We start from the raw sequence: 22,571 nt of genomic DNA on the forward strand, positions 1-22,571 counted from the left end.
GCCTCACTCCTCGACGCCGAAATCGCGGTCGAGCTTGTTCATGCGCCACGCGTAGAAGAAGATCAGCGCCAGGAAGACGATGATCGAACCCTGCTGCGCGAACCAGAAGCCCAGGTCCGTTCCCCCGATGGAGATGCCGGACAGGAGCGGGCGGAAGATGATCGAGAATCCGAACGCCACGACGGCCCAGACGATCAGGCAGTTGCGGACGAGGTTCAGATTCGCTTTCCAGTATTTTTGGTCTCGGTCGTTTTGGCTCATCATGACGGCGCCCACCTCGTGGCTTGTCGTATCCCCCACCGCGCGACCCCGGGAACCGGAGCCGGTCGCCGGCGTTGTCTCGCCGGTCATGTCCCGCTTCGCACCTTCCGAGGGCGCCGCGCGGCTGCCCGCGTCCGCATGCGCGGATCCGAGCGTGGCACACTGTATGACCGAGTTTTCGGGATCGGTAACCGAGACGTTCGGCTAAGACGTGGCTTTAGACCGTCGGTTCTAGAGGCCGGCGACGGCCTCGGGGCGGCCAAGTAAAGGCTCGCATCGCGTGCGGAACAGCGCGAAGCCGTGCCGGCCGGCCCGCGTGCACGCGCTGCGGTAGCCGAAGCCGGCGAGCCGCGTCGCGGCATCCGCCTCGCAGACGTGCTCCCAGCGTCCATCCAGGAAGAGCGGCACCGGCCGATCGAGCGGCACGGCGCAGACGAGATCGGACCCGAGGCGACGGAACAGGTTGAAGACCTGCCCGGCCGACGGCGGCTCCCCGGCGATGTGCATCCGCGCGTTCATCGCATCCCCCGAGCGTGGACACGAATGCTACCACGCAGCCGTGCTTCTCGAAGACGTAGTTGCCTTGCCCAGCCGATCGCGGCCGCTCGATCCACGTTCTGGTGATTCGCGCCCATGGCTCCGAATCGTCGCGCGGACACCCGCTTGACCAGCGCCGTGCACGGCGGGACCATGGGTGCTCCCCCGACATCGGGAGCCGCGTCCATGACACGCCTCGTCCGTCTCCTCGCCGTCGCCGCGTTCCTGCCCCTCGTAGCGCCGAGCGCCTTGGCGCAGGAGCCGCGCCGCACACCCCCACCCGCGGGTCTCTACGAGCTCGGCCCGCATTTCTGCATGTGCCGCGCCTTCGCCCGCGCCTTCGAGCCGGGCGAGCGCACCTGCCTGCGCGGCGAGATGGCCGAATGCACGATCGTCGTGAACGTCATGAGCTGGCGGCCCACGGGCGAGCCCTGCCCGCGGACGTGAGGCGCGTTCGTTCCGGCGCGCTCACGGCACGAGCTGGCGCTCGGCTTCCTTCAGCAGCTCGACGAGATCCGGCAGCACCCGCCGCGCCGCCTGCTCGCCCAGATCGATGATCTCGCCGGCCCGGTGGAACTCGAACAGGCCGACCGCGCCGAGCTTGGGCGAGATCATCAGGTCCGGCGGATCGCCCGCGAGGCGCGAGCGCGAGATGCGGTCCTGCGTGATGTTGAAGGCGTCGATCATCACGCTCGCGACGCCGGGGCCGATGCGCGGGCGTGGCGGGCGGTTGCGCACCCGGTCGGCGGCGCCGCGCACGGGACCGAACAGGCCCCAGCGCCGCGGCTCCTCGATCACCGCCTCGACGAGCTCGTCCTCCTCCTCGTCGATGTCGTCGCCGTGGAGGGACTGGATCGTCGTGCCGCGCAGCTTCAAATCGCCGTTGAGGTTGACGCATACGACGAGATCGGCACCCATCGCGCGTGCCGTCGTCACCGGCACGGGATTGATCAGCGCGCCGTCCATGAGCAGGCGCCCCCGGACGCGCACGGGATCGATGATTCCCGGCAGCGCGTAGGAGGCGTTCACCGCCTGGACGAGATTGCCCTTGGTCAGCCAGACCTCGTGGCCGGTGCCGAGCTCGGTGGCGATGGCCGCGAAGGTCTTCGGCAGGTCCTCGATGCGCAGGCCGCCGAGATCGACGTCCAATAGCTTCTTGAGCCGCTGACCCGCGATCAGGCCCGAGGCGCCGATGTGGAAGTCGAGGAGGCCGAGCACCCGGCGCTTGGTCAGGTCGCGCGCGAAGCGCTCGAGATCGTCGAGCTTGCCCGCCGCGTAGCAGCCGCCGACCACGGCGCCGATGGAGGAGCCCGCGATCACGTCGGGCTCGATGCCGGCCTCGGCGAGGACGCGCAGGACGCCGATATGCGACCAACCGCGCGCAGCGCCGCCGCCGAGCGCGATGCCGATCTTCAGGCGATTGCGCGAGCGAGCGGGCTTCTGCGTCGCGGCCGATCCCGTCGGCGGCGACGCGTCTCGACGCGAGGGCGCTTGCAGCGACGCTTGGCCGGGCGCCTGCGCGATCGAAGAGGGAGACGAACCGGCAGCGGCGATCGAACCCGTGTCGATGCCGAGCGAAGGCCCGCTCATCGCACCCCCTCCCAGAGCCCGCCTCGCCAGATCGCCGAGAAACATGACGCCCACTCCAGACCGAAAGTCATCCTCTCCCTCGCTTCGTGAAGGAGACCTGAACAACGCATCTGGGGCGTGGAACGATGCGCGCCATCCCGAAAAAAGCGTAGCTTAGACGGCTCGGTTTTCATGTGCGGAATGCACCGGCTCGAGCACCGGGCCTTCCGGTCCGGACACGACCCGCCGGTAGAAGCACGAGCGCCGCCCGGTGTGGCAGCAGCCGCCGTCGCCACCCACGCGCACGCGAAGGAGAAGCGCGTCCTGGTCGCAATCGACCCGCATCTCCACGAGCGTCTGGACCTGGCCCGAGGTCGCGCCCTTGTGCCAGAGCGCGCCACGCGAGCGCGACCAGTACCACGCCTCGCCGGTCTCGAGCGTGCGCGCCAGCGCCTCGGCGTTCATGTGCGCGAGCATCAGGATCTCGCCCGTATCGGCATCCACCGCGATCGCGGTGACGAGACCGTCCGATCCGAACCGAGGCGCGAGCCACGTGCCCTCCTCGAGCGCGTGCTTGTCGGGAGCGGCGGGGAAGGTCGCTTGGGTCATGGGGTTCGTCCGATCGCGGAGTAATTCCAGCCGGTATCCGGCGGTCTTGCGCACAGGTGCCTCGCCGAGAACGAGCCCGTCAAGCGCGCGGTCGCCGTTGACGGGCTCCGCGGACGTTAGTACTTTGTAAGCACATTGGAGATGCTCGCCATGAAGGTCAACCTCGTCGCCATCGGGAACTCGAAGGGCATTCGCCTGCCCGCCTCCGTCATCAAGCAGTGTGGATTCGGCGACCAGATCGAGATGCGTGTCGAGGGCGACAAGGTCGTGCTTCAGCCCGTGCGCAAGGTTCGGGACGGCTGGGACGAGGCGTGCGCGCGGATGGCCGCAGCCGGAGACGACGCAACCTTGCTCGACGACATGCCTGCGACGAGCTGGGACGACGAGGAGTGGGAGTGGTGACGTCGTTCCGCCGGTTCGACGTCTACCTCGTTCAGCTCGACCCTACGGTCGGATCCGAGATCAGGAAGACGCGCCCCTGCCTGATCATCTCTCCCGACGATTTGAACCGACATATCCGAACGGTGATCGTCGCGCCGATGACATCCGGGCACCGGGACTATCCCTTTCGCGTCAACGTCGTGTTCCAAGGCAAGGAAGGGCAGGTCGTCCTGGACCAGATCCGCACCGTCGACAAGTCACGCCTCGTGACGCGGCTCGGACGGCTGCCGGAGGCCCGCGCCAAGTCGGTCGCGGACCTCCTCGTCGAGATGTTCCTGTACGAGTAGCGCTCACTTCCCCAGCCGCACCTGCGTGAAGAAGCGCGCCTGCTCGGCAGGCTCCTCGCGGAAGATGCCGGTGAACACGGTCGTCACGGTGGACGAGCCGGACTTGCGCACGCCGCGCATGGACATGCACATGTGCTCGGCCTCGATGAGGACCGCGATGCCGCGGGGCTGGAGCGCGTCCTCGACGGCGTCGGCGATCTGCTGGGTCATGGTCTCCTGCGTCTGCAGGCGCCGGGCGAAGACGTCCACCACGCGGGCGAGCTTCGAGAGGCCGACCACGCCCTTCGACGGGAAGTAGGCGATGTGCGCCGAGCCGTGGAACGGCACCATGTGGTGCTCGCAATGCGAATGGAACGGGATGTCGCGCACGAGCACCATGTCGCCGTAGCCTTCGACGTCCTCGAAGACCTTGGCGAGCACCGTGCCCGCATCCTCCTCGTAGCCGCCGAAGAGCTCGCGATAGGCCTTGGCCACGCGCTTGGGCGTCTCGACGAGCCCCTCGCGGTCGGGGTCGTCCCCGGCATAGGCGATCAGCGTGCGAACGGCAGCCTCCGCCTCTTCACGGGTGGGTCGGTGAACGATCTTCTCGCCGGCGTCGTGCGCGTCGACACGCGCGGACAAGGCCTTAACCACGGCATCCATGTGGTGCCTCCCGCTGTTGGATACGGCCCTGCTTACGCGCCGGCCGCCGTCCCGGATGCGCTTCGCGGCGCATGGCCGCAGGGGCTCGCCTGCGCCGCGCCCGCTCGCGTCCCGGGTCAGAACGCCCTATATTGGGAGCTTCGACGCGATTGCGAGCGGCTCCACGGGTTTCTCGGCATGCTGGACGACATCTACAACAAGCGCATCCTCGAGCTCGCGGCGGACATCCCGCGCCTGGGCCGCCTCCCGGATGCGCAGGCGAGCGCCACCGTGCGCTCCAAGCTGTGCGGCTCCACGGTGACGGTCGACCTCTCGCTGGCGGACGGGACGGTGGCGGGCTTCGCCCACGAGGTGAAGGCCTGCGCGCTCGGGCAGGCCGCCTCCTCCATCATGGCGCGCCACGTGATCGGCGCCACGCCGGACGAGCTGCGGAGCCTCCGCGAGACGATGCGCCGGATGCTCCAGGAGAACGGCCCGCCGCCGCAGGGCGAATGGGCGGATTGCGCGGTGCTCGAGCCGGTGCGCGATTTCAAGGCCCGCCACGCCTCGACGCTTCTCACCTTCGACGCGGTGGTCCAGGCGCTCGACGCCATCGAGGGCAAGAGCGCGGGCGCGAAGGTGGCGTGATTGCGTGATGTCATCCCGGAGGGTGGATCCGATCCGGGACGACGAGAACGCTCACCCCGCCCGGGCGGCCTTCGCGTCGCGCTGGATGCGCTCGACCATGGCGCGCACGCCGTTGGAGCGCTGGGGGGTGAGGTGCTCGCGCAGGCCCAGGCGGTCGAAGATCGCCACCGCGTCGGTGCTCGAGATCTCCGAGGCCGGCTTGCCCGAATAGAGCGCGACGAGGAGCGCCACGAGGCCGCGCACGATGTGCGCGTCCGAATCGCCGCGGAAGGCGAGGACCGGGTCGCCGCCTTGTCCTTCGAGCCGCGTCTCGAGCCAGACCTGGCTCGCGCAGCCGTGCACCCGGTTCGCCTCCGAATGGGCGTCCTCGGGCAGCTCGGGCATCAGGCGCCCCAGCTCGATCACGTAGCGATAGCGTTCTTCCCAGTCGTCGAGGAACTCGAGGTTCGCGACGATCTCGTCGAATGTCGGCAGCATGCGCCCTACATCGGGCTCCCGAGCGCGCGAGGCAAGCCCTCCGCGCACCGTCGGCGGCATGCTGCGACGGCGCGAGCTGTGGAGAACTCGAAGGAGCGCGACGCGGATGCCGGTTCGGTTTTGCAGTTTGTCTTTTGTTCTCGTATAGAGGCCTGTGGTGCGCCGTGCGCGTGCCGACACATTCGACGACCGAGCGGCGGAGACGGGCGGCTTCATGGCGGACGGTGGCGATCTCTTCGAGGGCGGCGCGGCGCGCAAGATCGACGCGCAGGGCGCACCCGCGGCGAAGCGCGGCGCACGAGCGGCCGAGAGGCAGGCCGAGAAGCCCGCGAGCCAGCCGGCCGGCGCGCCGGGCGAAGCCGGCTACGACGCCTCCGCCATCGAGGTGCTGGAGGGGCTCGAGCCCGTGCGCCGTCGCCCCGGCATGTATATCGGCGGCACTGACGAGAAGGCGCTCCACCACCTCTTCGCCGAAGTCATCGACAATTCCATGGACGAGGCCGTGGCCGGCCACGCGAGCTTCATCGAGGTGGAGCTCGGCGCCGACGGCTTCATCACCGTCACCGACAACGGCCGCGGCATCCCGATCGACCCGCACCCCAAGTTCCCGGGCAAGTCCGCGCTCGAGGTGATCCTCACGACGCTGCATGCCGGCGGCAAGTTCGATTCGAAGGTCTACGAGACCTCCGGCGGCCTTCACGGCGTCGGCGTCTCCGTCGTGAACGCGCTCTCCGAGCTCCTCGAGGTGGAGGTCGCGCGCGGGCAGACGCTCTATCGCCAGAGCTATTCCCGCGGCCAGCCGCTGGGGCCGCTCGAGACCGTCGGGCGCGTGCACAATCGCCGCGGCACGAAGGTGCGCTTCAAGCCCGATCCGCAGATCTTCGGCGAGCACGCCAAGTTCGCCCCCTTGCGCCTGTTCAAGATGGCGCGCTCGAAATCCTACCTCTTCGGCGGCGTCGAGATCCGCTGGAGCTGCGACCCGTCCCTCGTGGTGCCGGGCGAAGGCTTCACGCAGGAAGCGATCTTCAAGTTTCCCAACGGCTTGAGCGATTATCTTTCCGCCGAGATCGAGGGCAAGGACCTCGTGGCCGACCAGCTCTTCGCCGGCAAGATCACGAAGCCCGGCGGGCACGGCTCGCTCGAATGGGCGGTGGCTTGGCTCGCCAACGGCGAGGACGGGTTCTCCTCGTCCTATTGCAACACGATCCCCACGCCCGAGGGCGGCACCCACGAATCCGGCTTGCGCATCGCGCTCCTGCGCGGGCTTCGCGATCATGCCGAACGCGTGAACCAATCGAAGCGCATGAGCGCGGTGACCGCCGACGACGTGATGGTGACCTGCGCCTCCATGCTCTCGGTCTTCATCCGCGAGCCCGAGTTCCAAGGCCAGACCAAGGACAAGCTCGCCACGCTCGAGGCCTCGCGCATCGTCGAGAGCGCGGTGCGCGACGCCTTCGACCACTGGCTCGCCGCCTCCCCGGCCCAGGCCGCGAAGCTGCTCGACTGGGTGATCGACCGCGCCGAGGAGCGGCTGCGGCGGCGCCAGGAGAAGGAGGTCGCCCGCAAGTCCGCGACGCGCAAGCTGCGCCTCCCCGGCAAGCTCGCCGATTGCTCGAATGCGGGTGCGGCCGGCTCGGAGCTGTTCATCGTCGAGGGCGATTCCGCCGGCGGCTCGGCCAAGCAGGCGCGCGATCGCCAGACGCAGGCGGTGCTGCCGCTGCGCGGCAAGATCCTCAACGTCGCCTCGGCGGGTCGCGACAAGCTCGCGGCGAACCAGCAGCTCGCCGACCTCGTCCAGGCGCTGGGCTGCGGCACGGGCGCGAACTATCGCGACGACGACCTGCGCTACGAGAAGGTCATCATCATGACGGACGCCGACGTCGACGGCGCCCACATCGCCTCGCTCTTGATCACCTTCTTCTACCGCCAGATGCCGCGGCTCGTGGACAACGGCCACCTCTACCTGGCCGTCCCGCCGCTCTACAAGCTCACCCACGGCGCGAAGTCGGTCTACGCCGCCGACGAGGCCGAGCGCGAGCGGCTGACGAAGAGCGAATTCAAGGCGAACGCCAAGGTCGAGGTCAGCCGCTTCAAGGGGCTGGGCGAGATGATGCCCGCCCAGCTCAAGGAGACGACGATGCATCCGGCCAAGCGCCGGCTCCTGCGCGTCGCCATCGTCGCCGACGACCGCGAGGCGACGTCGGACGCGATCGAGCGCCTGATGGGCAACAAGCCCGAGGCCCGCTTCGCCTTCATCTCCGAACGCGCCGCCTTCGCCGAGACGATCGACCTCGACATCTGAGCGCTGCCGTCGGTGCTGCGGGTGTTCCCCTCTCCCTTGCGGAGAGGGGCGTGGGTCGTCGGGCGAGGCGATCGGCTTCGGAACCGACCACCCCGCGCGGCGCAGGGTGGCATCGACCGCCCGCCCCATCCTGAACGCCCCACACCCCCGACCCCTCTCCACGAGGGAGAGGGGAGACCCGCGGCGGTTCCGGACGCGCACCGATCGGCGCCGAACCGCGTGCCGCTGTCGCCTGCGACACGCTCGACGCACTCCCCTCCTCCTCGTGGGGAGGGGCAGGGGGTGAGGGGCGATGGGTGAAAAGCTCGCGAGCCGGCCCCGCACGCCCCGCCTGCATCAGCGCCGAAGTCACCTTTCCCGCCACACACTCCCGATCCCTCCGTACGAGGGAGAAGGGAGCGCAAGTCGCGCTTCGTCTCTACCGAGATCAGCGCCGGGTCTGGAGGCGGTAGGTTCCGGCTGAAGCACCCGGCGACGCGATCTCCAACCTGGTCGCGGCCGTGATCGCCGCGTCCTCGCCATCGGCCTCGCCGACGAGGGCGCCGGCGGGCGTGGCGAGGTGCTCCGCGCGCAGGTCGTGCTCGGCGGTGCGCCTCGCGCTCGCGGCGTCGTCGCGCAGGAGGAGCGCCGCGCCGAGGAGGACGCCCTCGGCGACGAGGCGCGCGGCTTCCTCCCAAAGATCGGCGCGCGTCATGGCGTCGAGCGCCTCGCCGTCGGGCAGGCGCAGAGCGACGAGGTGGTCGCCCCCGCCCTCACCCATCCCCCCGCCGCTCGTCTCGGCCACGCGGCACAGGCTGCGCGCCGCGCCGCGAAAGAGCGGGAGCGTGCGGCGGGTCCATTCGGTCGGCGCGTTCAGCCGCTCCGGGTATGCGCCGTGCGTGATGACGTCCGCGTCGGCGACCTCGTAGAGCGTCAGGTACTCGCCGCTCCCGTCGATGGCGAGCCCGCGGCGCGCGCCGAGGAAGCCGGGGATGGCGAGGCGCTCGTCGATGTGCTCCTCGTCGTGCCAGCGCTCGAATTCCGCTTGCGCGCCCGGCACGACACCGTTCCAGATGACGATGCCCGCGCGCCCTCGCCAGCTCATGGTCGCGCCTCTCGCTCGCGCGCGGCGGCGTAGAGCAGGACGAGGAGCCCGACGAGGCACCACCACCAGGCCTGCCAGGCGCCGTGGCTGACGTAGGACGTGGCGAAGACCGCGGTCGCGCTCGCCAGCGCGGCGGGCCGCAGCGCTCCGGACAGCCGGGCGACGACCCGGATCGCGAGCACGATCGCACCGGCGAACAGGATCACGCCGACGAGGCCGAGCTCGAACCAGATCTGGAGCGCGACATTGTGGGGGTGCCCCCAATCGAGGAGCGCCGCGCTCGCGGGATCGACGCCCGCGCCCACGCCTCTGGCGAGGAACGACGCCGCGACGTGACCCGCCTCCATGCCGTGGCCGACGAGCCAGCTCTCGCCGACGAGGCGCGAATAAGCCGCCCAGATCTCTCCGCGTATGCCGAGGGCGCCGTAGCCCACGGCCTCGTGCAGGGCCGCGGGCACGAGGGCGTTGACGAAGGGCGCCAGGACGGGGATGGCGAACAGCGCGACGAGCATCGCCCCACCGCCGATCGGCGCGGCCGCCCGGGGCGCGAGGCGCGCCAGGAGGGAGGGCGCGCCGGCGGCGAGCAGCGCGAGCTTGGCGGATTCGCTGTCGGAGACGAAGACCGCCGACGCCGTGACGAGCGCGAGCGCGATCGCCCACGCGCGGCGCCCGTCGCGCAGCAGGAGCGTGACGGCGAGCGGCAGGAAGAGCGCCAGCGCGACGGCGGTCCGGTTGAGCCGGAAGGCCTCCTGCGAGGCGCCGAGCGCGCCCCGGAGCGGCGAGCCGAGGGTGAGCTCCACGATCGTGAGCACCGCCGCGGCGGCGAGGAGGCCGCCGACCGGCGCGCCGGGAAGGCGAACGGGCGGCGCGAGCACGAGGAGGTTCGCGAGCGCGATCGCCACGAGCACCGCGCTCGCGACGACATGGAGCGCGAGTTCGCCCCCGCGCAGGAAGGCGGGCGTCCACGCGAGCGAAGCGAGCATCCACGCCGCGATCGCGAGGGCGAGCATCCCGCCGGGCGCCCGCAGGAACGCCGCGAAACGCGCTCGAGCCGCCGGCGCACGTCCCGCCAGCGTCGAGGAGAGCGCGAGGACGAGCGCGGCGACGGCGAGCAGCACGGGCGCGATGCCGCGGGAGAGTACCATCGCGAGCGGCGCCGCAGCGGCCACGACGAGGGCGACCTCGGCGAGGCGGTGCGAGCGGCTCTTCGCGTGCGCGCTCATTCGCTCGTGGCCTCGCGGGCGAGGCGGGCGAGCGCCGCCTCCGTCGTGACGACGGGCGCGTAGCCCAGCGCCTTCAGGCGCGACGTGTCGACGACGAGGTCTCCCGAGAGCCGCTCGGCCACCTCCCCGCGGCCCGCGGCGCGGGCGAGCGCACGGAAGAGCGGCGCCGGCACGGGAAGATTCGGCATGCCGCGCCCCGCGCCCCGGCGCAGGGCGCGCAGGATGGCGGCGACGTCGAGGGCGTCGTCGTCGGCGACGAGACAGGGCTGCCGCAGCGTGCCCTCCGCCGTGATCAGCGTGCGCACCGCCTCGCCGAGGTTCTCCACCGCGAGCAGCGAGCGGCGGCCCGACGGGATCGGCACGGGGATCGGCCAGGGGCTGCGCGCGAGCCGCAGGAGACTCGCCATGTTGCCCTTGACGCCGGGCCCGTAGACGAGGACCGGTCGCAGCGCCGCCCAGTCGATGGCGAGGGCGGCGAGCCCCTCCTCGGCGGCGAGCTTGGAGCGGCCGTAGGCGTCCGTCGGCGCCGGAGGCGTGGTCTCGGAGACGATCCCCGCGGCGCTCGGCCCGGTCTGGGCGCGCACGGAGGACAGGAACAGGAACCGACGCCCCCCCGCCCGCTCCGCGGCGCGCGCCAGCGCGATCGTCGCGTCGGTGTTGATCGCACGGTAATCGTCGTCGGGCCGGCCCGACATGGCATGCGCGATGCCGGCGGAATGGACGACGACGTCCACGTCCTCCAGCGCCCGCGCCATGTTCACGGGCCGCGCGAGATCGCCGATGACGGCGCTGTCCGCCGCCGCGGCCTCGTCGGAGGGCCGGCGCAGGAGGGCGCGCACGCGGTATCCGTGGGCGCGCAGGTCCGCGGCGAGCGCGCGCCCGACGAAGCCCGTGGTGCCCGTGAGGGCGACGAGGGGCGCGCTCATCGTGCTTCTCCCATGCGCAGGGCGGGCCGGGCGAAGCGCGCGAGCGTCAGCGCCACGAGGATCGCGGCGAGGACGAGCGCCAGCGCGTCGACGAGCCCGCTCTCGGCCACGATGGCGAGGAGCGCGAGGCCGGCGAGCGCGACGTTCAGGACGAGGATCGTCGTCGAGACCTCGAGCGCGCTGCGGCCGTTGTCGGTGGCGCGCTGGTAGAAGTGGGTGCGGTGCGCCTCGAGGACGCGCTCGCGCCGCAGCGCGCGCCGCGCGAGGGTCAGCGTCGCGTCGGTGCAGGAATAGAGCGGCAGGATCACGGCCGCGATGACGTGCCCCTGCGCGGCGAGCGCATAGAAAAGCCACGCGAGCGAGAGGCCGATCGGCAGCGAGCCGACGTCGCCGAGGAAGAGCCGCGCCGTGGGCTTGTTGTAGGGCGCGAATCCGAGGAGCGCGCCGGCGAGCGCCGCGGCGACGAGGGTCTCCAGCGGCCCCACCACGCCCCACAGCCCGAGCCCCGCGATGACCGCCGATGCCGGCACGACGGCGGCGACGGTTAGCCAGTCGAGCCCGTCCATGAAGTTCGTCAGGTTGACGAACCACAGCCCGGCGAGGGTCGCCAGCGCCAGCTCGACCGCGAGCGGGATCTCGGGCGCGAGGATGCGCGCGCCGGCCCCCGCGCTCGCCACGAGGCCGGCGACCGCGATCGCCTGGACGGCGAGCCGGGGCGCGACGGGCATGGGCTGGATGTCGTCGAGCGCGCCGATCAGCGCGAGGGCGCCCGTCGCCGCGGCGAGCGCCGCGAAGGCGCCCCAGCGCGCATCGGCGCTCCCCGCGAGCGCGAGGCCGCCGGCCGATACGATCAGCATCGCTGCGAGAACGGCGATGCCCCCGCCCTGCGGCGTCGGCACGCGGTGGCTCGAGCGGGCGTTGGGGCGCGCCAATGCGTAGCGGCGCATCAGGGGGAACAGGAGCGCGATCAGGGCGGCGCAGAGCCCGGCGGCGATGAGGATGCTGATGAGTACGATCATCGGGTGACGTCGGGCCTCGTGCGCGGCTCCCCGCCTCGCGGCGCGCCGAACGCTTCTAGCGGCTGGGCCCCCGCACCGCAACGTGAGCGCCCTTCGTGACGGCCGGTGGGCGATTTGCGCAGGCGCGCCCGGCATGCTACGCGCCCCCTTCCGCCACGGCTCCCGAACGAACGATGGCCCGCTGGACGACCGAGATCTCCTGGAAGCGCCTGCTCGCCAGCGTGCACGACGTCGTGATGGCGGGCCTCGCCATGACGATCGCGCTCGCGGCGCGCTACGGCCTCGACGACCTGCCGGATACGGGCCTCGCCATCGGGTGGGTGGCGGGCACGATGGCCATCGCCGCCGTCGTCTTCCGGCTGTTCGGCCTGGGGCGCGGCATGTGGCGCTTCGCCTCCATCACGGACCTGCGCGCCATCGTGCTCGCTACGGCGACGACGCTCGTCGTCTTCGTCATCGCGCTCTTCCTGGTGAACCGGCTCGAAGCCTTCCCGCGCACGGCGCCGCTCATCGCCTGGTTCGTGATGGTGGTGCTGGTGGGCGCGCCGCGCCTGGCCTACCGCGCCCTGAAGGACGGCGGCCTCGCCAGCATCCGCCCGCGCGACCTCTCGCCCACGGGCGTCGAGGACGTGCTGATCATCGGCAGCGCCACCGAGGCGGACCGCGTGATCCGCACCTACGAGCTCGAGCGCTCGCGGCGCTGCAAGGTGCGCGGCATCATCGACTACAAGCCCAACAAGCGCGGGCGCGAGGTGCGCGGCGTGCCCATCGTCGGCGACGTCTCGGAGTTCGAGGGCATCGTCGCGCGCCTCTCCCGCGGCGGCATCACGCTCGGCGCCGCGATCCTCGCCGCGCCCCAGTCCGAGCGCGAGAGCATCCACAGCTTGGCGGCCGTGGCCGCGCGCATCGGCCTGCCGCTGCGCCGCGTCGTGCAGCGCCCGCTCACCGGCGACGAGCCCGACCTCGCGCAGGTGACGCTGGAGGACCTTCTCGGCCGTCCGCCGGTGCGGCTCGACCTCGAGAACATCCGCACGATGATCGCCGAGCGGGTCGTCCTCGTCACCGGCGCCGGCGGCAGCATCGGCTCCGAGCTCGCCCGCCAGATCGCGGCGCGACGCCCGGCGCGTCTCCTCCTCGTCGACAGCTCCGAATACGCGCTCTACGAGATCGACCAGGCGCTCCAGCGCCACGCGCCCGGCGTACCGCGAACCGCGATCATCGCCGACGTGCGCGATCGCGAGCGCGTGCGCGCCATCCTGCGCCGGGAGCGCCCCGCCCTCGTCTTCCACGCCGCCGCCCTCAAGCACGTGCCGCTCGTCGAGGCGAACCCCTGCGAGGGCGCGCTCACCAACGTCGCGGGCACCCGCAACGTCGCCGATGCCTGCGTCGAGACCGACGTCGAGGCGATGGTGATGATCTCCACCGACAAGGCGATCCGCCCGACCAGCGTCATGGGCGCGACGAAGCGCGCGGCCGAGGCCTATTGCCAGGCGCTCGACGTCAGCGGCGTCGCGACCCGCTTCGTGACGGTGCGCTTCGGCAACGTGCTGGGCTCGACCGGCTCGGTGGTCCCGCTCTTCCGTCGCCAGATCGAGGCGGGCGGGCCCGTCACCGTGACGCACGAGGACATGCGCCGCTACTTCATGACCGTGACGGAAGCCGTCGAGCTCGTGCTCCAGGCGGCGGCGAGCGGCGTCGCCCGGCCCGAGCAGCGCGGGCGCATCAGCGTGCTCGACATGGGCGAGCCGGTACGGATCATCGACCTCGCCCGCACCATGATCGCGCTCTCCGGCCTGCGGCCCGACCGCGACATCTCCGTCGCCGTCACCGGCCTGCGGCCGGGCGAGAAGCTGTTCGAGGAGCTGTTCGAGCAGGGGGAGACCACCGTGCCCGCGGGCGCCGACGGCGTCTTCGTCGCCACCGCGCGCCTCGACGAGCTGCCGCGGGTGCGTGCGCTCCTCGACGACATCGAGCGCGCCGCGCGCGCGGAGGACGCCGACGGGGTGCGTGCGGGGCTCGCGACGCTCTCGCCGACGCTCCCGGTCGCGTCGCGCATGGAAGGCGCGGTGGAGGGCGCGCGCGAGATGCACGCGACGCCGCGCACGGCGGAGATCGTCCGGCTGGAGGCGGGGCGCTCCTGAGCGGCGAAGGGCGTACCCGATGTGGCGGTACGGAATGTCGCACACGAAATCGCGAGCGTGACCGTTCCGGCTGGCGGCGGGGGGAGATCTGCGGCAGGCTCCGGGGAAAGCGCGCATTTCACGCGCGCTCGTGTGTTTTCGTCCGGAGGTCCCATGACGCGCTCCCGCCCCTTCTCCGCCCGCCTCGCGCGCGGCGGGATCTCGGCCATCGCCCTTTCGCTTGCCCTGTCGCTTGCCCTGTCGCTCCCCCTCGCGGGCCCGGCCGCCGCCGAGACCTTCCGCTGGGCGACGACCACCGATCCGCAGACGATGGACCCGCACGCGGTGAACGCGGCGCCGGTGACGTCCTTCCTCAACAACGTCTACGAGGGCCTGGTGCGCCGCGACGCCGAGATGGCGATCGAGCCCTCGCTCGCGACCTCGTGGGCGCCGCTCGAGGGCGAGGACGGCTGGCGCTTCACGCTGCGCGAAGGCGTCACCTTCCACGACGGCTCCGCCTTCACCGCCGACGACGTGCTGTTCTCCTACGAGCGCGCCGCCTCCGAGGAGAGCGACGTGCGCTCCTGGTTCGCGCCGGTGACGGAGGTGCGCGTCGTCGACGACCGCACCATCGATTTCGTGACGAGCGCGCCCAACCCGCTCTTCCCCGATTCCATCGCCAACTTCCTGATCATGGACCGTGGCTGGGCGGAGGCGAACGACGCCGCGCGCCCCGCCCGCGACGCGGAGAACTTCGCCACCCGCAACACCAACGGCACGGGCCCCTTCCGGCTCGCCGCCCGCGATCCCGGCATCGAGACCCGGCTCGCGCCCTTCGACGGCTGGTGGGACGAGGCCCGGCACAACGTCACCGAGGCGATCTACACCCCCATCGGCAACCCGGCGACCGGCCTCGCCGCGCTGCTCTCGGGCGAGATCGACATGATCTCGCCGATCCCGCTCCAGGACGTGGCGCAGGTCGAGGGGCGCGAGGGCTTCCGCGTGCTGGAAGGGCTCGAGACGCGCGTCATCATGCTCGGCTTCGGGCACGATCGCGAGACGCTGAAATACGGCGCGGACGCCGGCGCGCCGAACCCCTTCCTCGACCCGCGCGTGCGGCGCGCGGTGGCACTCGCCATCGACGTCGAGACGATCGATCGCATCATCATGCGCGGCAAGGCGGAGCCCGCCTCCCAGCTGCTGCCGGCGGGCCTCAGCGGCTATTCGGAGGCGAACGACGCACCCCTCGGCTTCGACGAGGCGGCGGCGCGGGCGCTGCTGGCGGAGGCCGGCCATCCCGACGGCTTCTCCTTCGGGCTGATGTGCACCAACGACCGCTACATCAACGACGAGGCCGTCTGCCGAGCCGTCGCCTCCATGCTGGCGCGGGTGGGCATCGACGCCGAGCTGACCGTGATGCCGGTTCGGAACTATTGGGAGGAACTGCGGGCGGACAATTTCGACATGTACCTCCTGGGCTGGTCGCCCGGCACGTTCGACGCCGAGCACCCGATCCGCTTCCTGGCCGCGACGCCCAACGAGGAGACCCGTGTCGGCTCGTGGAATTTCGGCGGCTGGTCGAACACCCGCGTGGACGAGTTGCTCCCCCTCGTGCAGCAGGAGCTCGACCCCGCCGCCCGCCAAGCCATGCTCGACGAGATCGCCGCCATCCTCCAGGAGGAGGTCGCCTACGTCCCCCTCTACGTCGAGCCGCTGATCTGGGCGGCGAAGGCGAACATCGACCTCGTCCAGCGCCCGGACAATTTCTTCATGCTGCGCTGGGTGCGAGTGAATTGAGGCTCGCGTCGGGCGGAACGTCTCCTTCCCTGTAGGGGAAGGTGGCGCCGCGCGCAGCGCGGTGACGGATGGGGCGCGGCGAATGCCGCGTTCGGCGAAGCCGAATTGCCGCTCGCGCCGCGCTCGAACCGTCAGGATAGCTTCGACCGTCCATTTCGGCTTCGCCGAACGCGCCTCGCGGCGCGCCCCATCCGTCTCGCCGGCTTCGCCGTCGATCCACCTTCCCCTACAGGGAAGGAGAAAACCCATGATCCCCTTCATCGCCCGCCGGCTCGTCCAGTCGCTGTTCGTCATGCTCGCGGTGGCGGCGCTCGCCTTCGCGCTGTTCCGCTTCGTCGGCGATCCCGTCTCGCAGATGACGGGCGTCGAGACGGCGCCGCAGGACATGGAGCGGCTTCGCGTCGAGCTCGGGCTGACGGATCCGATCCCGCTCCAGTTCGCCCGCTTCGTCGGCGACCTCGTCACGGGGGATTTCGGCTATTCGTACCGCACCCGCCAGCCGGTGGGCGAGATGATCGCGCAGCGCGTCCCGGCCACCCTCGAGCTGGGGCTCGTGGCATTGCTGATCTCGCTCGTCGTCGGCATACCCGGCGGCATCTACGCGGCGCTGCACCCCCGCGCCCCGGGCACGCAGGCGCTCCTCGTCGGCACGCTGATCGGCGTCTCGGTGCCGACCTTCGTCATCGGCATCCTCTTGATCTTCCTCTTCGGCGTGAAGCTCGGCTGGCTGCCCACCTTCGGGCGCGGGGGTACCGTCGACATCGGCGGATGGCGGACGTCCCTCCTCACCCTCGACGGCTGGCGCGCGCTGATCCTGCCGGCGATCACGCTCGGGCTCTACCAGCTCACCCTGACGCTCCGGCTCGTGCGCGCCGAGATGATGGACGTGATGCGCACCGACCACATCCGCTTCGCCATGGCGCGGGGCCTGCCGCTCGGGACGATCCACTACCGCCACGCCTTCCGCAACACGCTGGTGCCCGTGGTCACGATCGTCGCGCTCCAGTTCGGCGGGGTGATCGCCTTCTCCGTCGTGACGGAGAGCGTGTTCCAATGGCCGGGGCTGGGGCTGCTCTTCCTCGAATCCATCCGCTTCGTCGACATCCCCGTGATGGCGGTCTACCTCGTCCTGATCGGCTTCGTGTTCGTGGTGCTCAACCTCCTCGTCGATCTCCTCTATGCGGCCATAGACCCGCGCATTCGCGTGGCGGGAGCGGCCTGACATGCGCGCATTCCTCTCCCAGAGCGAGGCGCTGCACCTCCTGGCCCGCAGTCCCCTCGTGATCGCAGCCGCGCTCGTCGCGCTCCTCGCGATCGCCGGCGCGGCGCTGGCGCCGCTGATCGCGCCGAGCGACCCCTACGACCTCGCGAGCTTCAGCCTCGTCGACGGCCTGCGCCCGCCGGCCTTCCTCGAAGGCGGCGATACGCGCTTCCTGCTCGGCACCGACGACCAGGGCCGCGACATGGTCTCGGCGATCCTCTACGGCGCGCGGCTCTCCCTCGTCATCGGGCTCGGCGCCCTCGCCTTCGCGGCGATCCTCGGCATCGGGCTGGGCCTCGCCGCCGGGTGGATCGGCGGGCGCTTCGACGCGCTCGTCATGCGCATCGCCGACGTGCAGCTCGCGCTGCCCGCGATCCTCACCGCGCTCCTCGTCGACGGCATCGCCCGCGGTCTCCTGCCCTCGGGCGCGCGCGACGAGGTGCGCATCCCCGTCCTCGTCGCCGCCATCGGCCTGTCGCTGTGGGTCGATTTCGCCCGCACCGCCCGCGCCTCGACGCTGCGCGCGAAGAACGAAGACTACGTCCAGGCCGCCATCGCCATGGGCGTCCACCCGGCGCGCATCCTCTTCGTCGAGATCCTGCCCAACGTGCTGGGGCCGCTCGTCGTCATCGCCACCGTCGATCTCGCCTCGGCGATCCTGCTCGAGGCGACGCTCTCCTTCCTCGGCGTCGGCCTTCCGGCGGACGCGCCCTCGCTCGGCACGCTGATCCGTATCGGCATGCAATTCCTGCTCTCGGGGGAATGGTGGATCCTGTGGCTGCCCACCGCCTTCCTCGTCGCGCTCGTCGTCGCCATCAACGTCATGGGCGACTTCCTGCGCGAGATCTTCGATCCGAGGCTGCGCTGATGCTCGCCGTCCAGGGCCTCACCGTCGCCTTTCCCGGGCGCCAGGGCACGTTCAACGCCGTCGAGGACGTCGACCTCGCCGTCGCGGCGGGCGAGATCCACGGGCTCGTCGGCGAGAGCGGCGCCGGCAAGTCCACGATCGCCGCCGCGATCACGGGGCTCCTGCCGGCGCCGGGGATCATCGCCGGCGGCGCGATCCGGCTCGGCGAGACCGACCTCCTAGCCCTCCCCTTCGCCGCGCGTCACGCCACGCGTGGCAAGCGCGTCTCGATGATCTTCCAGGATCCGCAGACGAGCCTCGACCCGCTGATGACCATCGAGGCGCAGCTCGTCGAGACGATCCTCGCCCACGAGCCCGCCCTGGGACGAGCGGCCGCATGGGCGCGGGCGGCGGCGCTGCTGGGCGAGACCGGGATCCGCGATCCCGAGCGGCGGATGCAGGCCTACCCGCATCAATTCTCCGGGGGCATGCGCCAGCGCGTGGTCATCGCGCTCGCTCTGTGCACGAACCCCGAGCTCGTCATCGCCGACGAGCCGACGACGGCGCTCGACGTCGCCGTGCAGTCGCAGGTGCTCGCGCTCATCCGCCGCCTCGTCGACGAGCGCGGCATCGGCATGGTGCTCATCACCCACGACATCGGCGTCATCGCCCAGGTGACGGACCGCGTCACCGTGCTGCGCCACGGCCGCGTCGTCGAGGCCGGTGCGACGGCGGACGTGCTCGGGAACCCACAGGCCGCTTACACGAAGAGCCTGCTCGCCTCGATCCCGCGTCTCGACCGGCGCCTGCCGCGCTTTCCGCTGATCGCCGACGAGGAGCGCGCCCCTTCGGCGAGCGCGGGGGCGGATGCCGGCGCGCTCGCCGAGGCGTGGCTGAAGGCGCGTCCCGCGGGGGCGGGCACGCACGCGGCCGAGGCGCTCGCGGTCGAGAACCTCACGGTCGCCTTCGACGGGCCCCGGCGCGCCTTCTTCCGCAAGGAGCCGCCGATCCGCGCCGTGGACGACGTCTCTCTCGCGCTGCCGCGGGGCGCGGTGCTCGGTCTCGTCGGCGAGAGCGGATCGGGCAAGTCCACGCTCGCCAAGGCGATCATGGGCCTCGTCCAGCCGAGCGCGGGCACGATGCGCCACGACGGCGCGGCGCTGCCGCCGGGGCGCACGCGCCCGCGCAAGCACCCCTCGCGGCGGGCGATCCAGATGGTGTTCCAGGACCCGTTCTCGTCGCTCAACGGACGCCGCCGCATCGGCGCGATCCTCGCCGAGCCGCTCGTGCTCTACGGGCTCGAGCCCGACGCCGGCGCCCGCGCGCGGCTCGTCTCCTCCATGCTCGCCCTCGTGGGCCTGCCCACGGACGCGGCCGAGCGCTATCCGCATCAATTCTCCGGCGGGCAGCGCCAGCGCATCGCCATCGGGCGGGCGCTGCTGGCGCGCCCCGACGTGCTCGTGTGCGACGAGCCGACCTCCGCCCTCGACGTCTCGATCCAGGCGCAGGTCCTCAACCTTTTGAAGGACCTGCAGGAGCGCTTCGCCCTCTCCATCCTCTTCATCAGCCACGATCTCGCGGTGGTGCGCCAGATGGCCGACCGGATCGCCGTGATGAAGGACGGGCGCCTCGTCGAGACCGGCGAGAGCGAGGCCTTCTTCGCCGGGCCGCGGGAGCCCTATTCCCGCAATCTCCTGGCGCTCACGCCCGTCCTCTCGGTGAAGCGGCCCCGGGCGCAGGCGTCCTGATTGACGTACCTCAGCGGCGCATGGATAGTCGCCTGCCGCGGGAGGTGGAAGTGTCGCGTCCGACCGTCAACGACATCGCCAGGGAAGCCGGCGTCAGCCTCGCGACGGTCGATCGCGTGATGAACGCGCGCCCGGGCGTGCGCGAGAAGACGGCGCGGCGCGTCAACGAGGCGATCGAGCGGCTCGGCTACGTGCGCGACGTCGCCGCCGCGAACCTCGCGCGCCGGCGCGCCTACCGCCTCGCCTTCGTCCTGCCGGACAGCCGCACGGCCTTCATGACGGCTCTGCGCACGGCGATCGAGCACGCCGCCGCTGTGGCCGCGCACGACCGCACGCGCGCCGAGATCCTCACCGTGCCGGCCTTCGATTCGACCGCCTACGCCCGCCTCCTGGACGGGCTTCCGCAGGAGGGCTTCGACGGCGTGGCGCTGATGGCGCCGGAGACGCCGCAGGTGCGCGACGCCATCCGCCGCCTCGGCGAGGCGGGGCTCGCCGTCGTCGCCTTCGTGTCCGACCAGCCGCAGGCGGCGCGCGACCGCTTCGTCGGCATCGACAACATCGCCGCCGGGCGCACGGCCGGCATGCTGCTCGGCCGCTTCGTGCGGCGCGCGGACGCCATCGTCCTCGTCGTCGCGGGCTCGATGATGTCGCGCGACCACATGGAGCGCCGGCTCGGCTTCGACCGCGTGGTGCTGGAGCGCTTCCCCGGCTTTCGCGTGCTGCCGTCGCTCGAGGGTCGCGACGATTCCGAGAGCCTGGCGCGTCTGCTCTCGGCGGCCCTCGATGCGCAGCCGCGCATCGATGCGGTCTATTCGCTGGGCGCCGGCCAGCGCGGGCTGATCGAGACGCTGCGCCGGCGCGACCCGCAGCGCCGCCTCACCGTCGTCGCGCACGAGCTGACGCCGGCGACGCGCGGCGCGCTCGAGGACGGGACGATCGACGCCGTCATCACCCAGGACGTCGGCCACATGGCCCGCAGCGCGCTTCGGGTGCTGCGCGCCAAGATCGACGCGATGCCCATCGACCCCGGCCAGGAGCAGATCCGCATCGAGATCCTGCTGCGCGAGAACCTGCCGCCGCCGGGCTGAGCCTTCCGTAGCGGTCGGTCTCGACTGCCGCAGAGGAAGCGCGATCCTCGAAATGAGGGGCGTACCTCAGAAAATCGTGGACAGCCACGGTCGGGCGGGATTACGCTTCCTCTACCGAAGGCGAAGACCGGACGAACGAGCCGGCACCACATTCGGGAGGAGACCGAGATGAGAAACGCATTCTGGCTCGCGGCCGGGGTCGCCGCGCTCGCCCTCACCACGGGCACGTCCAGCGCCAAGTCCGAGGAGCTCACCCTGTGCTGGGCCGCGTGGGACCCGGCCAACGCCCTCGTCGAGCTGTCGAAGGAATTCGAGGAGCAATCCGGCCACACCATGCGATTCGAGTTCGTGCCCTGGCCGAACTTCGCCGACCGCATGCTCAACGAGCTCAATTCAGGCGGCCAGCTCTGCGATCTCCTGATCGGCGACAGCCAGTGGATCGGCGGCGGCGCGGAGAACGGGCACTACGTCAAGCTGAACGACTTCTTCGAGGCCGAAGGCATCAGCATGGACGATTTCGCTCCGGCGACCGTCTACGCCTATTCGACCTGGCCCAAGGGCGAGCCGAACTACTACGCTCTTCCCGCCATGGGCGACGCCAACGGCTGGTTCTACCGCAAGGACTGGTTCGAGCGGCCCGAGTTGCAGGAGGCCTTCCAGGCCGAATACGGCCGCCCGCTCGCCGAGCCCACGACCCAGCGCGAGCTGATGGAGGTCGCCAAGTTCTTCCAGGGCCGCGAGATCGACGGGCAGACGGTCTACGGCGTGTCGATCTTCACCGAGCGCGGCTCGGAAGGCATCACGATGGGCGCCACCGGCGCGCTCTACGCCTGGGGCTTCAAGTACGAGAACGAGCCCGGCTCCTACGACATGGAGGGCGCGGTCAACTCTCCGGAGGCGATCGAGGCGCTGGAGTTCTACAAGGAGCTCTACGAGTGCTGTACGCCGCCGGGCTACACCAACGCCTACATGGAGCAATCGCTCGACGCCTTCAAATCCGGCCAGGTGGCGATGGCGATGAACTGGTTCGCCTTCTTCCCGGGCCTCTACGCGGACCCGAATACCGGCGGCGACAAGATCGACTTCTTCGTCAACCCGCCGCAGAACGTGCCCGCCTCGACGCTGGGCGGCCAGGGCATCTCGGTCGTGTCCTACTCGGACAAGCAGGACGCCGCGCTGGAATACATCAAGTGGTTCGCCCAGCCCGACGTGCAGGCGAAATGGTGGGCGCTCGGCGGCTATTCGGCCCACAACTCGGTCTTGAACGACCCGGGCTTCGTCGAGAGCCAGCCCTTCGCCGGCGACTTCCTCGAGGCCATGGCGAACGTGCAGGACTTCTGGCAGGAGCCGACCTACGCCGAGCTGCTGCTCGCCATGCAGGAGCGCCTGCACAACTACATCGTCGCCGACCAGGGCACGGCCGAGGAGGCGCTCAATGGCCTCATCGAGGACTGGACGGAAGTCTTCGAGGACGACGGCAAGCTGTGAGGCTGGCCGGCCCCTCTCCCTCGTCCGCGCGGGAGAGGGGCCGCCCCTCTCTTTCCCTGGCCCCTTTCCTTCCCTGTAGGGGAACGTGGATCGACGGCGAAGCCGGCGAGACGGACGGGGCGCGGCGCGAGCCGCGTTCCGCGAAGCGCAAGCCTCGGTGTCCGGCACAGCTGCGCCATTTCGGCTTCGCCGAACGCTTCGCGCCCCATCCGTCTCGG

General features: G+C 71.1%; 22 protein-coding genes. 12 read left to right on the forward strand and 10 right to left on the reverse strand.

The window, feature by feature from the left end; all coding sequences use genetic code 11:
• Positions 1–3 precede the first annotated feature (3 nt).
• Together IEX89_RS01775 and IEX89_RS01780 are read right to left on the reverse strand one after the other, a co-directional pair.
• A complete protein-coding gene (locus IEX89_RS01775) occupies positions 4–351 on the reverse strand; it encodes a DUF4212 domain-containing protein (RefSeq protein WP_244645049.1) in 348 nt (115 codons plus the stop codon).
• 141 nt (positions 352–492) lie between these two features.
• A complete protein-coding gene (locus IEX89_RS01780; protein ID WP_188908872.1) occupies positions 493–780 on the reverse strand; it encodes a hypothetical protein in 288 nt (95 codons plus the stop codon).
• A gap of 204 nt (positions 781–984) precedes the next feature.
• On the opposite strand from IEX89_RS01780, the gene IEX89_RS01785 reads away from it, so the two are divergent.
• A complete protein-coding gene (locus IEX89_RS01785; protein ID WP_188908874.1) occupies positions 985–1,245 on the forward strand; it encodes a hypothetical protein in 261 nt (86 codons plus the stop codon).
• 21 nt (positions 1,246–1,266) lie between these two features.
• On the opposite strand, the gene IEX89_RS01790 is transcribed toward IEX89_RS01785, so the two are convergent.
• Both IEX89_RS01790 and hisI read right to left on the reverse strand, forming a co-directional pair.
• The gene (locus tag IEX89_RS01790; RefSeq protein ID WP_188908875.1) at positions 1,267–2,388 is read right to left on the reverse strand and encodes a patatin-like phospholipase family protein; all 1,122 of its coding nucleotides are present in this window, start codon (positions 2,386–2,388) and stop codon (positions 1,267–1,269) included.
• 153 nt (positions 2,389–2,541) lie between these two features.
• The gene (hisI, locus tag IEX89_RS01795) at positions 2,542–2,976 is read right to left on the reverse strand and encodes a phosphoribosyl-AMP cyclohydrolase (RefSeq protein WP_188908877.1); all 435 of its coding nucleotides are present in this window, start codon (positions 2,974–2,976) and stop codon (positions 2,542–2,544) included.
• A gap of 150 nt (positions 2,977–3,126) precedes the next feature.
• Here hisI and IEX89_RS01800 point away from each other — a divergent pair, with 150 nt between their 5' ends.
• Both IEX89_RS01800 and IEX89_RS01805 read left to right on the forward strand, forming a co-directional pair.
• Positions 3,127–3,378, forward strand: coding sequence for an AbrB/MazE/SpoVT family DNA-binding domain-containing protein (locus IEX89_RS01800; RefSeq protein ID WP_188908879.1), 252 nt, complete (start codon positions 3,127–3,129; stop codon positions 3,376–3,378).
• Complete coding sequence (locus tag IEX89_RS01805; protein WP_210317549.1) at positions 3,375–3,704, forward strand: type II toxin-antitoxin system PemK/MazF family toxin; 330 nt, start codon at positions 3,375–3,377, stop codon at positions 3,702–3,704. Before IEX89_RS01800 ends, IEX89_RS01805 begins: the two co-directional genes overlap by 4 nt.
• Before the next feature lie 3 nt (positions 3,705–3,707).
• Here the strand turns inward: IEX89_RS01805 and folE are convergent, their stop codons facing one another.
• Entirely contained in the window at positions 3,708–4,346 is a 639-nt protein-coding gene (gene folE, locus IEX89_RS01810; protein ID WP_188908883.1) for a GTP cyclohydrolase I FolE, read from the reverse strand.
• A gap of 177 nt (positions 4,347–4,523) precedes the next feature.
• Here folE and IEX89_RS01815 point away from each other — a divergent pair, with 177 nt between their 5' ends.
• On the forward strand, positions 4,524–4,973 hold the full coding sequence (locus tag IEX89_RS01815; protein ID WP_188908885.1) for an iron-sulfur cluster assembly scaffold protein: 450 nt from the start codon (positions 4,524–4,526) through the stop codon (positions 4,971–4,973).
• A 51-nt stretch (positions 4,974–5,024) separates the two neighbouring features.
• Here IEX89_RS01815 and IEX89_RS01820 read toward each other — a convergent pair whose 3' ends face one another.
• The gene (locus IEX89_RS01820) at positions 5,025–5,450 is read right to left on the reverse strand and encodes a SufE family protein (protein ID WP_188908887.1); all 426 of its coding nucleotides are present in this window, start codon (positions 5,448–5,450) and stop codon (positions 5,025–5,027) included.
• 214 nt (positions 5,451–5,664) lie between these two features.
• Between IEX89_RS01820 and parE the strand changes: the two genes are divergently transcribed.
• The gene (gene parE, locus IEX89_RS01825) at positions 5,665–7,752 is read left to right on the forward strand and encodes a DNA topoisomerase IV subunit B (RefSeq protein ID WP_188908888.1); all 2,088 of its coding nucleotides are present in this window, start codon (positions 5,665–5,667) and stop codon (positions 7,750–7,752) included.
• 427 nt (positions 7,753–8,179) lie between these two features.
• Here parE and IEX89_RS01830 read toward each other — a convergent pair whose 3' ends face one another.
• From IEX89_RS01830 to IEX89_RS01845, 4 genes are read right to left on the reverse strand one after another with little or no spacing between them, the layout of a single operon-like run.
• Positions 8,180–8,836 (reverse strand): hypothetical protein, encoded by a 657-nt coding sequence (locus IEX89_RS01830; protein WP_188908890.1) that lies wholly within the window; start codon positions 8,834–8,836, stop codon positions 8,180–8,182.
• Positions 8,833–10,059, reverse strand: coding sequence for an O-antigen ligase family protein (locus tag IEX89_RS01835; protein ID WP_188908892.1), 1,227 nt, complete (start codon positions 10,057–10,059; stop codon positions 8,833–8,835). The genes IEX89_RS01830 and IEX89_RS01835 overlap by 4 nt, the downstream gene beginning before the upstream one ends.
• The gene (locus tag IEX89_RS01840) at positions 10,056–10,985 is read right to left on the reverse strand and encodes an NAD-dependent epimerase/dehydratase family protein (RefSeq protein ID WP_188908894.1); all 930 of its coding nucleotides are present in this window, start codon (positions 10,983–10,985) and stop codon (positions 10,056–10,058) included. The genes IEX89_RS01835 and IEX89_RS01840 overlap by 4 nt, the downstream gene beginning before the upstream one ends.
• Positions 10,982–12,004, reverse strand: a complete 1,023-nt coding sequence (locus IEX89_RS01845; RefSeq protein ID WP_188908896.1) for an MraY family glycosyltransferase — start codon at positions 12,002–12,004, stop codon at positions 10,982–10,984. Before IEX89_RS01845 ends, IEX89_RS01840 begins: the two co-directional genes overlap by 4 nt.
• A 173-nt stretch (positions 12,005–12,177) precedes the next feature.
• Here IEX89_RS01845 and IEX89_RS01850 point away from each other — a divergent pair, with 173 nt between their 5' ends.
• The 7 genes from IEX89_RS01850 to IEX89_RS01880 all read left to right on the forward strand — a co-directional run bounded on the left by IEX89_RS01850 (position 12,178) and on the right by IEX89_RS01880 (position 22,353).
• Positions 12,178–14,145 (forward strand): polysaccharide biosynthesis protein, encoded by a 1,968-nt coding sequence (locus IEX89_RS01850; RefSeq protein ID WP_188908898.1) that lies wholly within the window; start codon positions 12,178–12,180, stop codon positions 14,143–14,145.
• Between the two features lie 153 nt (positions 14,146–14,298).
• Entirely contained in the window at positions 14,299–15,921 is a 1,623-nt protein-coding gene (locus tag IEX89_RS01855) for an ABC transporter substrate-binding protein (RefSeq protein ID WP_188908901.1), read from the forward strand.
• A 247-nt stretch (positions 15,922–16,168) separates the two neighbouring features.
• Entirely contained in the window at positions 16,169–17,143 is a 975-nt protein-coding gene (locus IEX89_RS01860; RefSeq protein WP_188908903.1) for an ABC transporter permease, read from the forward strand.
• A 1-nt stretch (position 17,144) separates the two neighbouring features.
• On the forward strand, positions 17,145–18,050 hold the full coding sequence (locus IEX89_RS01865) for an ABC transporter permease (protein ID WP_188908904.1): 906 nt from the start codon (positions 17,145–17,147) through the stop codon (positions 18,048–18,050).
• Positions 18,050–19,777, forward strand: coding sequence for a dipeptide ABC transporter ATP-binding protein (locus tag IEX89_RS01870; protein WP_188908906.1), 1,728 nt, complete (start codon positions 18,050–18,052; stop codon positions 19,775–19,777). The genes IEX89_RS01865 and IEX89_RS01870 overlap by 1 nt, the downstream gene beginning before the upstream one ends.
• Before the next feature lie 20 nt (positions 19,778–19,797).
• A complete protein-coding gene (locus IEX89_RS01875; protein WP_188908908.1) occupies positions 19,798–20,865 on the forward strand; it encodes a LacI family DNA-binding transcriptional regulator in 1,068 nt (355 codons plus the stop codon).
• 168 nt (positions 20,866–21,033) lie between these two features.
• On the forward strand, positions 21,034–22,353 hold the full coding sequence (locus IEX89_RS01880) for an ABC transporter substrate-binding protein (protein ID WP_188908912.1): 1,320 nt from the start codon (positions 21,034–21,036) through the stop codon (positions 22,351–22,353).
• Positions 22,354–22,571: the final 218 nt, after the last annotated feature.

The organism is Salinarimonas ramus, assembly GCF_014645695.1.
In the GTDB taxonomy this organism is placed as follows: domain Bacteria; phylum Pseudomonadota; class Alphaproteobacteria; order Rhizobiales; family Beijerinckiaceae; genus Salinarimonas; species Salinarimonas ramus.

What these genes read in the sequence shown, in the direction of transcription:
- IEX89_RS01775 (WP_244645049.1), bottom strand. Translation starts at nt 351, where the DNA reads ATGACCGGCGAGACAACGCCGGCGACCGGCTCCGGTTCCCGGGGTCGC.
- IEX89_RS01780 (WP_188908872.1), bottom strand. Translation starts at nt 780, where the DNA reads ATGAACGCGCGGATGCACATCGCCGGGGAGCCGCCGTCGGCCGGGCAG.
- IEX89_RS01785 (WP_188908874.1), top strand. Translation starts at nt 985, where the DNA reads ATGACACGCCTCGTCCGTCTCCTCGCCGTCGCCGCGTTCCTGCCCCTC.
- IEX89_RS01790 (WP_188908875.1), bottom strand. Translation starts at nt 2,388, where the DNA reads ATGAGCGGGCCTTCGCTCGGCATCGACACGGGTTCGATCGCCGCTGCC.
- hisI (WP_188908877.1), bottom strand. Translation starts at nt 2,976, where the DNA reads ATGACCCAAGCGACCTTCCCCGCCGCTCCCGACAAGCACGCGCTCGAG.
- IEX89_RS01800 (WP_188908879.1), top strand. Translation starts at nt 3,127, where the DNA reads ATGAAGGTCAACCTCGTCGCCATCGGGAACTCGAAGGGCATTCGCCTG.
- folE (WP_188908883.1), bottom strand. Translation starts at nt 4,346, where the DNA reads ATGGATGCCGTGGTTAAGGCCTTGTCCGCGCGTGTCGACGCGCACGAC.
- IEX89_RS01815 (WP_188908885.1), top strand. Translation starts at nt 4,524, where the DNA reads ATGCTGGACGACATCTACAACAAGCGCATCCTCGAGCTCGCGGCGGAC.
- IEX89_RS01820 (WP_188908887.1), bottom strand. Translation starts at nt 5,450, where the DNA reads ATGCTGCCGACATTCGACGAGATCGTCGCGAACCTCGAGTTCCTCGAC.
- parE (WP_188908888.1), top strand. Translation starts at nt 5,665, where the DNA reads ATGGCGGACGGTGGCGATCTCTTCGAGGGCGGCGCGGCGCGCAAGATC.
- IEX89_RS01830 (WP_188908890.1), bottom strand. Translation starts at nt 8,836, where the DNA reads ATGAGCTGGCGAGGGCGCGCGGGCATCGTCATCTGGAACGGTGTCGTG.
- IEX89_RS01835 (WP_188908892.1), bottom strand. Translation starts at nt 10,059, where the DNA reads ATGAGCGCGCACGCGAAGAGCCGCTCGCACCGCCTCGCCGAGGTCGCC.
- IEX89_RS01840 (WP_188908894.1), bottom strand. Translation starts at nt 10,985, where the DNA reads ATGAGCGCGCCCCTCGTCGCCCTCACGGGCACCACGGGCTTCGTCGGG.
- IEX89_RS01845 (WP_188908896.1), bottom strand. Translation starts at nt 12,004, where the DNA reads ATGATCGTACTCATCAGCATCCTCATCGCCGCCGGGCTCTGCGCCGCC.
- IEX89_RS01850 (WP_188908898.1), top strand. Translation starts at nt 12,178, where the DNA reads ATGGCCCGCTGGACGACCGAGATCTCCTGGAAGCGCCTGCTCGCCAGC.
- IEX89_RS01855 (WP_188908901.1), top strand. Translation starts at nt 14,299, where the DNA reads ATGACGCGCTCCCGCCCCTTCTCCGCCCGCCTCGCGCGCGGCGGGATC.
- IEX89_RS01860 (WP_188908903.1), top strand. Translation starts at nt 16,169, where the DNA reads ATGATCCCCTTCATCGCCCGCCGGCTCGTCCAGTCGCTGTTCGTCATG.
- IEX89_RS01865 (WP_188908904.1), top strand. Translation starts at nt 17,145, where the DNA reads ATGCGCGCATTCCTCTCCCAGAGCGAGGCGCTGCACCTCCTGGCCCGC.
- IEX89_RS01870 (WP_188908906.1), top strand. Translation starts at nt 18,050, where the DNA reads ATGCTCGCCGTCCAGGGCCTCACCGTCGCCTTTCCCGGGCGCCAGGGC.
- IEX89_RS01875 (WP_188908908.1), top strand. Translation starts at nt 19,798, where the DNA reads ATGGATAGTCGCCTGCCGCGGGAGGTGGAAGTGTCGCGTCCGACCGTC.
- IEX89_RS01880 (WP_188908912.1), top strand. Translation starts at nt 21,034, where the DNA reads ATGAGAAACGCATTCTGGCTCGCGGCCGGGGTCGCCGCGCTCGCCCTC.